Below are 11,419 nucleotides of genomic sequence, written 5' to 3' on the forward strand. Positions count from 1 at the left end.
TGGAACCTCGCTTGGGGCAACCCTTCAACCTTACCAGGTCCTCCCCGGCTCCTCAACCCCGGCTGTTCGCCGTGATCCAGTCACCGTGGTCTTCCTCGTCGCGGGCAGAGAACACTCTACGCCATGCGGTGGAAGGGTTTCGACCCCGGGACCAGCCACCCTCGATCGTTCGAGGCGGTGTCTGTTCCTCCCTGTCGGGCCGACATCCAGAACATTACGCGGCCCCGCGCGGCATGGTCAAGCCGCTCCCCGGTGACCCGGCCCACAGGGACGTCGCCGCTCGCCGCACGGCACGACGTGCGGCCGTCGGCCCCGCTCTTCCGCGCTCCCCCGGCGCCGCGCTCAAACCGTCGTCGCGAGCCGCAGGATCACGCGGTCTCCCGGTCGGAGCTGGGCCGCGCGGTCGACGTCCCGCTCGCGGAGCACCCCGATGACGGGGTATCCCCCGGTGACCGGGCGGTCCGCGAGGAAGACGACGGGACGCCCGTCGGGCGGGACCTGGACCGCGCCGCGGACGAGCCCCTCGGACGCCAGCTCCCCGGGCCTGCGGGGCACCGCCTGGCCGTCGAGCCGCAGGGCGACGCGGTCGCTGTCCGGCGACACGGTCCGCAGCGCGCGCAGCGCGTGCCCCGCACCGGGGAGGAACCAGTCGGACCGCGGCCCGGGCAGCACCTCGAGCACCGCGCCCGCCCGCTCGCCCGGACGCGGCTCGCCGGGCGGGAACCGCACCGGTGCGACGTCGGGCCACGGCCACGTGCCCGACGGCGCTGCCCCCACCGCGATGACGTCACCCGGCTGCAGGGGTCCTGGGCCGAGCCGGGCCAGCACGTCCCGCGCGCGCGACCCGAGGACCGCGGGCGGCCGGAGTCCGCCACGCACCGCGAGGTAGGTGCGCAGACCGCGCGCCGCCAGGCCGAGGCGGAGGGTCCCGCCGTCGGGCACCCGGACGGCCGTGTGCATGCCGACCGGGCTCCCGTCCACGCTGGCGGGGACCGCCGCCCCCGCCAGCGCGACGACCGCCCCGCCGGCGAACCGCACGGCGAGACCGCCGAGGGTGACCTCGATCGCCGCCGCACCGTCCGGGTTGCCCACGAGCCGGTTCGCGAGCGCGTACGACGCACGGTCGGCCGCTCCCGACGGCCCGACGCCGACAGCGGCGAGCCCCGGGCGCCCCGCGTCCTCGACGAGCGCGAGGGGACCCGTCGCGAGCACCTCCAGGGCGCGCGGGCCCGGCGGCGAGGCGGTGGTGGCCCGGTCCTGCGCGGGCTGCACGCGCGGCGCCCCCGCACTCCCGTGCTGCTGCTCCCTCCGCGGCGGCACGAGCGCGCCGACGCCCGCGGTCACGGCCGCGCGGACCGGCACGAACCGCACGCGCGCGCCGGGCGCGACGAGCGCGGGCGGGTCGCGGTCGACGTCGAACATCCGTGCGTCCGTGCTGCCGAGGAGGCGCCACCCGCCCGGGGACTCCCCCGGGTAGACGGCGGTGAGCCCGCCCGCGAGCGCCACGGAGCCGGCGGGGACGCGGGTGCGCGGGGTGGCCAGGCGCGGGGCGGCGATCGCGGGATCGACCCCGGAGAGGTACGTGAAGCCCGGCGCGAACCCGCCGAACGCGGCCTCGTACTCGCGGCCGTGGTGCCGCGCGACGACCTCCTCGACGCTCAGGCCCGCCCAGCGGGCGACGTCGTCCAGGTCGGGGCCGTCGTAGCGCACGGGGATCTCGACGAGCTCCCCGACGCGGGTGGTGGGGCCGGTCGTCGACGCGCGCCGCGCCGCCGCGCGCAGCCACGCCCGGGCGGCGGGGACGTCCGCAGGCGCCGCGCAGCGCACGAGCACCGTGCGGGCGGCCGGGACGACGTCGACCACGCCGGGCGGCGCGTCGCCCAGGGCCCGGTGCAGCGCGCGCACGGCGGCGAGGTCCGGCAGGTCGACGAGCAGCGCGGCCTCGCCGAACGCGTGCACCGTCACCTCGCCGTCGGGGCCGTCGGCCGCGTCGCGGACCGGTGACCCGGGAGCGGGCGACCCTCCGGTCGTCACGGCACGGCGTCCGCGCCCGCCGACCCGCCGTGCGGGGCGTCGACGAAGGGCCGCACGACGACCCCGGCGTCCTGGAGCGCGGTCCGCAGCGCCCCGAGCAGCCCGACCGCCCCGGGGGTGTCCGAGTGGACGCACACCGAGTCCGCCTCGACGCGCAGCGACGTGCCGTCCGCGGCCTCGACCGTGCCGGTCGTCACGAGCCGGACGACGCGCCGGGCGACCTCGTCGCCGTCGTGCACGACGGCGCCCGGCTCCCCGCGCGGGAGGAGCTCGCCCGACGGGAGGTAGCCGCGGTCGGCGAAGGCCTCACGGACGGTGGGCTGGCCCGCCGCGTCCGCGAGCCGCAGCACGGCCGAGCCGGGCAGCCCGACGACGGGCAGCGTGGGGTCGTAGGCGCGCACCGCGTCGACGACGGCCCGGGCCTGCGCCTCGTGGTGGACGATCGCGTTGTAGAGCGCGCCGTGCGGCTTGACGTACCGCACGCGGTCCCCCGCGAGCCGGGCGAACCCGTCGAGAGCGGCGAGCTGGTAGAGCACCTCGTCGGCGAGCTCGCCGGGGTCCACGTCCATGAACCGCCGCCCGAAGCCCGCCCGGTCCCGGTAGCTCACGTGCGCGCCCACCCGCACCCCGCGCGCGGCGGCGTCCCGCGTCACGGTCCGCATGGTCGTCGCGTCGCCCGCGTGGAACCCGCACGCGACGTTCGCGCTGGTCACGAGGCCGAGCAGGGCCTGGTCGTCGCCAAGGGTCCAGCGGCCGAAGCCCTCGCCGAGGTCGGCGTTGAGGTCGATGCGCGTCACGTGTCCATCATGCCCGGGACGCGCGCTCGGCGGGCTCCGCCGCGGACCCCACCGGTGCGCCACCGCTGCGCCACCGCGGTGCCCACCGTGCCGTGGGCGGAGACCGCGGGCGTAGATTTCCTGGCATGCCGGACGACACCACCACCGCCACGACGGCCGTGCGCCGCGCGACGACGGCCGACGCCGCCGCGCTCGCGGACCTGGCCGCGCTCACGTTCCCGCTCGCGTGCCCGCCCGGCACGTCGCCCGACGCGATCGCCGAGCACGTCGCGACGCAGCTCTCGCCCGACCGGTTCCGCGCGTGGGCCGCGAGCGCCGCGCACGCGCTGCTGCTCGTCGAGACGGCGGCGTCGTCGCCCGGGACCTCGACCGGCACCTCGACCGCCACGGCGGTCACTGCGAGCGACGCCGGGTCGCCCGAGGCCGCGAGCGGCCCCCTCGGGTACGCGCTGCTGGCACGAGGCCTCCCCGACGACCCGGACGTGGCGGCCGCGGTCGGGCCGGGCGAGGCGGTGGAGCTGTCGAAGATCTACGTGCACCCCGCCGCGCAGGGCACGGGCGTCGCGAGCGTGCTCATGACCGCGACGACGGGGGCCGCGGCGCTGCTCGGGCCCGGGCTCCCCCTCTGGCTCGGCACGAACGGGCACAACGCGCGCGCCCAGGCCTTCTACCGCAAGCACGGGTTCGCCGTGGTCGGGAGCCGGACGTACGTCGTCGGCGGGGAGGCCCATGCGGACGTCGTCATGGCCCTGCCCCGCCGCTGACGGACGGGAGGTCCCGGTCGGGCTCGGCCTGCACCCCGGAGGGCGCCCGACCGGGAGGTCGGTGGGCGGCCCGTGCGGGCCGCGGTCGTCCGGTGGACGGTGGTCGGTCGGCTCAGTGGTCGTGCGCGTCCTCGCCGTCGGTGCCCTCGTGGCCGCCCTCGTCACCGCCCGTGTGACCGAGGCCGAGGCCCCCGTCGAGCGAGTCGTCGGGGTGGACGGGCAGGAAGACGTGGACGTGGCCCTGGCCGCCGGCGGTCGAGCGCAGGTCGAGCTGGACGGCGGCGAGGCCCCACGTCTCGACGGCGCGCGTGCGCAGGTCGCCCGCGAGGGCGTACAGGTCCGGGGCCGCGGCGGAGTCGGCGCTCGCGGCGAGCCCGACGGCGTCGAGCGCGTCCCCGACGAGCTCGAGCGACGTGAGCATCCCGTTGCGGACGATGTTGTGCTCGGAGGAGCCGCTCGCGAGCGCCTCGGTCTCGGCGACGAGGCCGTCGACGGTCGCGCGCCACGCGGTGACGTCCGCCGGGTCCGCGGGGACGGCGCTCGACCCGTCGACGGGGAGCACCGCGTGGAGGCCGTGCAGCACGGGGACGAGCTCGGTCTGGAGGTACCGGGCGTGGTCGATCGAGGCGACGAGGTTCTCGGCGTCGCGCACCTCCTCGGCCGCTTCCAGCTCCGCGACGCGCGCCGGGTCGACGGCGAAGCCCTCCTCGTCAGGTGCCGCGCCGCCGCGCGTGAGCGCGACGACCGCCGCGACCACGACGGCCACGAGCGCGAGCGCGCCGACGACGAGCAGGACGCGGCGCCACGGGTCGAGGCCCACGAACCACCGGCGCGCGCGGACGCGCGCCGGTGGCCGGGGTTCGGGGCGGCCGGCACCGCCCCGGTCGGCAGGGCGGGAGCGTGCGGGCGTCGTCGGGCCGCCGGTGCGGCCGGAGCCCGCCCGGGCTCCTCCCGCCGGGGTCCGGGTCGTCGCCGTCCGTGCCGAGGTGCGCTGTGCCACCTGTCGCTCCTGTCCTGTGGTCGTCCCGCCGGATCCGCCGGCCCGGCCCGTGAGCCGGGCCGGCGAGGCGGCCGGTGACGGGGGCGGGTCCCGTCACCGGCCCGCCGTCAGCCGCAGCTCACGGCGTCGTACGGCACCTCGATCTCGGTCGTGACGTCGCCGAGCGTCGCCGTGACCGTCGCCGTGCCCGCCTCGAACGCCGTCGCGCGCGACGCGAACGACTGGTAGGCGTTGGCACCCACCTCGACCGCGCCGAACTCCTTGGAGCCGAACGGCGTGGTGAGGGTGACCGCGACGGGCGCCTCGTCGGCGTTCGTCGCGCGCAGGGCGAGGTACGCCTTGCCCGCGAGGCAACGGGCCGAGGCGGTGACCTCGACGTCGACCGTGGGCTCGGGCTCGGAGTCCGTCGTGAGACGGAACCAGTCGAACGCCACCGTGACCGGCGTCTCCTGCTCCGGGCCGATCGCCATGAGGCCGACCTTCGTCAGCGCCGCGTCGTTGGTGACCGGGTCGCCCAGCGGCGTCCAGGTCACCCCGCCGTCGCTGACCCAGCCCCGGTACGTGCTGCCCACCTTCTCGAGCCGCAGGTACCAGTAGCCCGACTCGGTCGAGTCGGCGAGCTCGAGCTGACGGTTGCCGCCGTTGCCGAACTGGCCGCCCTTCTCCGAGACGAGCTCGCCGCCGAGGTTCAGCGCCGCGCCCGGGGCGTTCTTCGCGAGCACGTCGGCCTTGACGTAGTTGTCGTCGTCGCCGTACGCGATGAGGCCCGCGAGCTGCCACCGGTGCACGAGCGGCGCCTTGAACCGCGTCTCGACGACCCAGTCGCCCTCCGGTGCCGTCTGGAGGACGAAGTTGCGCGGGTCGTCGTTGTTGCCGGCGTTGATGTCGCCCGGCTGGGTCGTGATGCGCAGCTCGCCGTCGGCGACGGCGACCTTCGACCCGTCGTAGCGCACGACCGCGTCCCAGCGGCAGCCGTCGAGGGCGTCGCCCTCGAACTCGTCGCTCGGCTCGCGCTCGCCGTCGTCCGACCCGTCGCCCGTGACGCGCACGTGGTCGACCCTGGCGACCGAGTCGGCGGCCGCCGTGTCGCCGCCGGCCATCACGCCGAACGTCGCGCCCGGCTTCACGGGCGCCGAGCCCGCGAGCGCCGTCCACGTCTGGCCGTCCGCCGAGTACGCGGCCGTGATGGCGGAGCCGTCCGAGACGAGGCGCAGGTGGATCGCCGTCGGGAAGTCCCCGGCGACGTTCGTCTGGCCGTGCCACGTGCGGGCGCCGCCGGTCTCGGTCTGGAACTCGAGGAACCGGTTGCCGTTCTGGTTCTTCGTGAACGCGAGCTTGGTGTACTCGTCGTCGGTCACGTGGACCAGGAGGCCGGCGTGCTGCCAGTGCCGGGCGAGCGGGACGTCGAGCTTCGTCTCGAGCGTCCACGCGCCGGCGGGTGCGGGCTGACCGAGGTAGCTGATCGGCCCGGTCTGCGCCTCGTTGATGTCGCCCTGCACGACCGGCAGGACGGCGTGGCCGTCGGCGACGGTGATCGGCTTGCCGTCGGCCTGGCGGACGACCGTCCACCGCGGGTCGAGGGTGTCGCCGTCGAACTCGTCGGACGAGTCCGCGAGGCACTGCGGCGGGGTCTCCTCACCGGGTCCCCCGGTCTGCGGGTCGTCGTCGAACGCGAAGTCCTGGAACTCGACGGCGCTCGTGGCCGAGGTGCTGTGCGCGGTGACGAAGAGCCCCACGTCCTGCACGGACGCCGCACCCGGGAGGGCCTGGGGCTCCCCGATCTGCGTGAAGTTCTCGCCGTCCTTGCTCCAGGAGGCCGTGTACAGGTCGCCGTCGCGCACGATCCGCACCCACGCGGGGTAGCTCGTCGAGCTCGCGGCGGACGACGTGACGAGCTGACCGGCCGCGTTGCCGCGGAGCCACTCGAAGCCGCCGCTCGGGCGCATGCCCAGGGCGGCGTAGCCCGGCGAGTTCGCCGTCTGCGTCACGTCGTTGCGGACGATGATCCCGGCCTTGGCGGAACCGTTCGAGTTGCCCTGGCTGGTGATCTTCACCGTCGCCGACCAGTTCTCGTCGGCGCCCTGCTCGCGGTAGATGGTCGAGTACTCGTTGGTGCCCTGCCACATGTTCGCGCCGCCCGACGTGATGAGGTACTTGCCCTCGGCGAGCTGCTCGAACGTCCCGTTCGCGTTGGTGAAGGTCTTCATGCCCCCGAAGAGGTCGCCGACCTGCGCCACGACGACGCGGGACCGCGTGTAGAGGCCCTTGTCGTTGGTCGCGACCGCGGTCAGCTCGTAGTTGTTGTCCGCCGTCACCTCCCACGTGGCCTCGTACGGCGCCTCGGTGTCGGTCCCGATCGACTCGCCGTCGACGAAGAACTCGACCTCGGTGACCGTGTTCTCCGTGTCGTCGGCCTCGGCCGTGACCGTGATCTCGCCCTGCTCCAGGCGCACGCCCGCCTCGGGCGCGGTGATGCGCACCTTCGGCCGCGTGGTGGCGGAGACGCCCTTGCCGTCGGCCTCGACGAAGTTCAGGCGACGCTCGCCCGCGCCGGGGAACACGACGTAGAGCGTGAACGGCTCCCGGGGGTCGGTGACGTCCACGGTCACGTCGGTGAACGTGCCGAGACCCGTCTGCGGGATCTGGGCCGTACCGAGGAGCTCGCCGTCCGCGGCGTCGCGCCGCAGCTCGATCGTGCCCTCGGCCGCCGCGGCGACGCGCAGCGTGAGCGCCTGCACGCCGTACAGGCTCACCGGGTCGTACGACGCCCAGGCCCCGTTCGACCCGGTGATGACCGAGCCGCCGCCCTCGACGTCCCGGCTCGGGATCGTCGTGGTGCCGTCGGAGTCGGCGTGGAACTCCGCCTCGCGCTTCTTCGGGAAGATGAGCGTGGTGTCCGAGCCGGTGAGGGCCGGGACGTCGTCCACGCCGCCGCGGTCGGTGTAGCGCGCGTCGATCACGTAGAAGACGTTCATGTCCTCGCCGTGGCCGCCGCCGAGGCTCGTCGCGACCGTGCCCGTCCGGCCGTGCAGCGGCTCGGAGGGGTGCGCGTGCGCGTCGTGGCCGAGCGCGGGCTGGATGATGACCTGCTCGTCGTCGATGGTCTCGCCGTCCGGCGAGTCCTCGGCGTCCGTCACGGCCACGTCCCACGTGATGTCGTCGCCGAAGGTGAAGAACGAGCCGGTGGGCGGCAGGCCGAAGTCGACCTCGGGCCGCGTGTTGCCGACCGTGATCGGCACGGTCGCCGTGCCCACCTTGCCGGCAGGGTCGGTCACCGTGAGGCGGGCGTCGTAGACGCCGTTCTCCGTGTAGGTGTGGCTCGGGGCGGCGGACGTCGAGTCCGTCGTGCCGTCACCGTCGAAGTCCCACGCGTACGTGAGCGCCTCGCCCTCGGGGTCGGTGCTCCCGGTCCCGTCGAACGACACCTCGAGCGGCGCGATGCCGGAGTCGGGCGTCGCGACCGGCTTCGACACCGGCGAGCGCGAGCCCGACAGGTAGTCGATGCGGTGCAGCCCCGAGTTGGGGTTGTCGCGACCGAAGCCGCCGCCCCAGTCGAGCACGTACATCGCGCCGTCGGGGCCGAACTTCGAGTCGATCGGCGCGAGGAACTGCTCCTGCGGGAGGAACGGGTTGACCTTCTCGACGTCGGTCACGCCGGGAGCGGCCTCGGGGTCCTTGAGGTCGATCGTGTACATCTTGTTCCGGGCCCACTCGTAGAAGAAGGCCTTGCCGTCGTAGGACGACGGGAACTTCGTGTCGGAGTCGAGCTCCGGGTCGTACTCGTAGAACGGGCCGCCCATGGGCGCGAGGCCGCCGCCGGCGTTGATGACGCCGGGCACCGACGAGCGCTGGTAGCCGTACCAGAGGTCCGCCGGCTGCGCGGCGGGGAGCTCGGTGAGGCCGGTGTTCTTCACCGAGTCGTTGACCGGGGCGTCGCAGTCGAAGAAGTCACCGACCGTGACCGGGCTCGTGCGGTAGTCGACGTCGCGGAACGGCTCGTTGTTCCCCATGCACAGGGGCCAGCCGAAGAAGCCGGGCTCCTTGATGAGGTTCCACTCGGCGATGCCCGCGGGGCCGCGGTTCGCCGGGTTGTCCGACCCGTTGTCGGGCGAGTAGTCGGCGACGCCGAGGTTGCCCGTCTTCGGGTCGATGGTGAACCGGAACGGGTTGCGGAAGCCCATCGCGTAGATCTCGGGCAGCGTCTTCTCGGTGCCCGGCGCGAAGAGGTTGCCCTCGGGGATCGAGTACGTGCCGTCGTCCTCGGGGTGGACCCGCAGCACCTTGCCGCGCAGGTCGTTCGTGTTCGCCGACGTCGCGCGCGCGTCGTGGAACGTGCCGTCGCGCTCGGAGATCGGCGCGTAGCCGCCCGACGGCTCGGAGTGCGGGTTCACGTCGTCGCCCACGCCGATGTACAGGTCACCGGTCTCGTGGTCGACGAGCAGGCCGCCGCCCGTGTGGCCCGGCTCGTCGGGCAGGCGCCCGGCCGGGATCTCCAGGAGGACCTTCTCCGACGCCGGATCGATCACGGTCGCGCCCGGGCCGTCCGACGACACCGTGAACCGCGAGACGCGGTTGAAGAAGTTCGCCGGGTCGGAGTCGTTCGCGCTCGCGGGCGAGTAGTACTGGTACAGGTACCCGTTCTCCGCGAAGTCCTTGTCGAGCGCGATCCCGAGCAGGCCGTCCTCGCCGCCCGAGTACACGGGGAGCGTGAGCGCCGTCGTCGTGTTCTGCGTCCGCGGGTCGTAGACGCGGACCTGGCCGCGCACGAGCTCGGTGTAGAACACGCGGCCGTCGGGCGCGACGTCCATGCCGAAGGGGGCGCTCGTGTTGGAGTCGAGCGCGACCTTCTCGAACGAGCCCCAGTCGGTGCCGCCGCAGTCGCCCTCGACGAGGCCCGCCGCCCACTGCACGCCGCCGACGACGTGCTGCACGAAGTCGGGCTCCTGCGTGTAGTGCGCCCCGAAGTGGCCCATGCCCGTCATCCAGGCACGACCGCCGTCGTACGGCTTGCACCAGGAGATCGGGTGGTCGTAGCCCATCTTGTTGCCGCCGGCGTCGTACGTCGTCTCGTCCATCGTGGCGAGGACGTGCGCGCTGCCGCGGACGTTGGCCGAGAAGTTGTACCACTCGTCCGCGCGCGTCCAGCGCTGCGACAGGTGCTCGGTCGACGGGTGCGTGCGGTCCTCGACGCGGACCGTGCCGGGCAGGCCGGGGCTGTTGCCCGTGGCGGCGTGCCCGGGCATGAGCGCGCCGATCATGTCGTCCCACCACTGGTAGCTGCCGCGCATGTCGGTCGCGTTGTGGATCGCGACGATGCCACCGCCCGCCTGCTGGTAGCGCTCGAGCGCGGCCTTCTCGTCCGCGTTCCACGGGTCGCCCGACGTCTGGAACATGACCAGGGCGTCGTACTGCGCGAGGTTCTCGTCGGTGAACACCGAGGAGTCCTCGGTGTGGTCGGACTCGATGCCGACCTCGGCGAACGCGGCCTCGAGCACGGGCGTGCCCTGCGTGATCGCCTCGGTGTGCCGGAACTGGGTCGTCTTGGTGAAGATGAGCACCTTGTGCTCGTCCTCCGCGGGGACGGGGTCGTCCGCGGCAACGGCCGTCGTGACGGGCGCAAGCGTGAACGCGAGCGCCCCGACGGTCAGTGCGGCCGCGACCGATCTCGCCCTGCGTGGGCGTCGTGCAGTCATCGTGGTGCCTCCAGGGGCATGACGTGCGGGCCCGGACGTCGTCGTCCGGGCAGGGTGGTCGTCATCCCGCGGCGTGCCGGCGCCGGCGGTCGTCTGCGACTACGGCTACGTGCTCTCCGGCTCGGGCATCAGTCCCTTCAGGTAGGCGAGGCCATCGACGGCGATGGCGTCCTGGGTCGGCGCCAGCGGGCGCCAGATCGAGGCGGCCGTGGCGATCGTCGCGTTCTCGGCGGTGAAGGACTCGATGACGAGCGGTCCGTCGTAGCCGGTCGCGTCGAGCGCGGCGAGCAGGCCGCGCCAGTCGAGGTGGTCGGTGCCCGGTGCGCCGCGGTCGTTGCCGCACACCTGGACGTGCGCGATGCGCTCGCCCGCGCGCGTCACCGCGCCGGGCAGGTCCGTCTCCTCGATGTTCATGTGGTAGACGTCGAGCATGAGGCCGATGCCGGCCGCGGGCAGGCGCCGCACGACCTCCAGCCCCTGGTCGACGGTGTTGACGAGGCTCGTCTCGTAGCGGTTGAGCGGCTCGAGCCCGACGACGACGCCCGCCGCCATGGCGTGCTCGACGACCGGGGCGAGGTGCTCGGCGAGCTCCTCGTAGGCGGCCTCGCGCTCGGCCGGGCCGAGCCGCCACGTGCGCCCGACCGACGCGTACGCCGGGCCGCCGATCACCGGGGCGCCGACGGTCCGCGCGACGTCGACGACGTGACGCAGGTAGTCCTGCGTGGCGCGCACCGTCGCGGCGTCCGTGGCGACGAGCTCGCGTCCCTCGCCCATGACGAGCGAGACGCTCGCGGCGAGGCCGTGGTCGGCGAGCACGGCGGCCGCCGCCGCCGGGTCCCAGTCCCCCGGGTTCTCGACGGGCAGCTCGAGCACGTCGAAGCCCCACCCCGCGACGCGCGGGGCGATGCCGCGCAGCGCGTCGTCGGTGAGGGGCGACGTCCACACCCACGTGTTGACGCCGAGCGCGCGCCGGCGCACCGGGACGGGCGCGCCGTCGGGCGCGAGCAGGTCGGTCGCGCGGTGCGCGGGGGTCGGGCCGGGAAGAGCCACGTCGCTCTCTCTCGTCGGGTCCGAGCACTCGGCCGTCCCGCCCGCGTGCCCGACGCCGCGGCGCGCCCCCGTGCGGGAGGT

6 protein-coding genes are annotated in these 11,419 nt (G+C 74.6%); 1 reads left to right on the forward strand and 5 read right to left on the reverse strand.

All coding sequences use genetic code 11. From position 1 onward, the window contains the following. Nucleotides 1–342 precede the first annotated feature (342 nt). Nucleotides 343–2,034 (reverse strand): 5-oxoprolinase/urea amidolyase family protein, encoded by a 1,692-nt coding sequence (locus tag ACPCUX_RS18570; RefSeq protein WP_423389374.1) that lies wholly within the window; start codon nt 2,032–2,034, stop codon nt 343–345. Beyond that, entirely contained in the window at nt 2,031–2,831 is an 801-nt protein-coding gene (locus tag ACPCUX_RS18575) for a LamB/YcsF family protein (RefSeq protein WP_423389375.1), read from the reverse strand. The genes ACPCUX_RS18570 and ACPCUX_RS18575 overlap by 4 nt, the downstream gene beginning before the upstream one ends. Nucleotides 2,832–2,956: 125 nt before the next feature. On the opposite strand from ACPCUX_RS18575, the gene ACPCUX_RS18580 reads away from it, so the two are divergent. Continuing rightward, nucleotides 2,957–3,595 carry a GNAT family N-acetyltransferase gene (locus ACPCUX_RS18580; protein ID WP_423389376.1) on the forward strand — a complete coding sequence of 213 codons (639 nt, stop codon included), beginning with the start codon at nt 2,957–2,959 and terminating at the stop codon, nt 3,593–3,595. A 112-nt stretch (nt 3,596–3,707) separates the two neighbouring features. On the opposite strand, the gene ACPCUX_RS18585 is transcribed toward ACPCUX_RS18580, so the two are convergent. The 3 genes from ACPCUX_RS18585 to ACPCUX_RS18595 form a co-directional block, all read right to left on the reverse strand. After that, nucleotides 3,708–4,595: a hypothetical protein gene (locus tag ACPCUX_RS18585; protein WP_423389377.1), complete on the reverse strand. Its 888-nt coding sequence runs from the start codon at nt 4,593–4,595 to the stop codon at nt 3,708–3,710. Between the two features lie 107 nt (nt 4,596–4,702). Further along, the gene (locus ACPCUX_RS18590; protein ID WP_423389378.1) at nt 4,703–10,288 is read right to left on the reverse strand and encodes a ThuA domain-containing protein; all 5,586 of its coding nucleotides are present in this window, start codon (nt 10,286–10,288) and stop codon (nt 4,703–4,705) included. Nucleotides 10,289–10,393: 105 nt separating this feature from the next. Further along, complete coding sequence (locus ACPCUX_RS18595) at nt 10,394–11,338, reverse strand: sugar phosphate isomerase/epimerase family protein (protein WP_423389379.1); 945 nt, start codon at nt 11,336–11,338, stop codon at nt 10,394–10,396. Nucleotides 11,339–11,419: the final 81 nt, after the last annotated feature.

Source organism: Cellulosimicrobium sp. AB352 (assembly GCF_049538415.1).
GTDB lineage: Bacteria > Actinomycetota > Actinomycetes > Actinomycetales > Cellulomonadaceae > Cellulosimicrobium > Cellulosimicrobium funkei.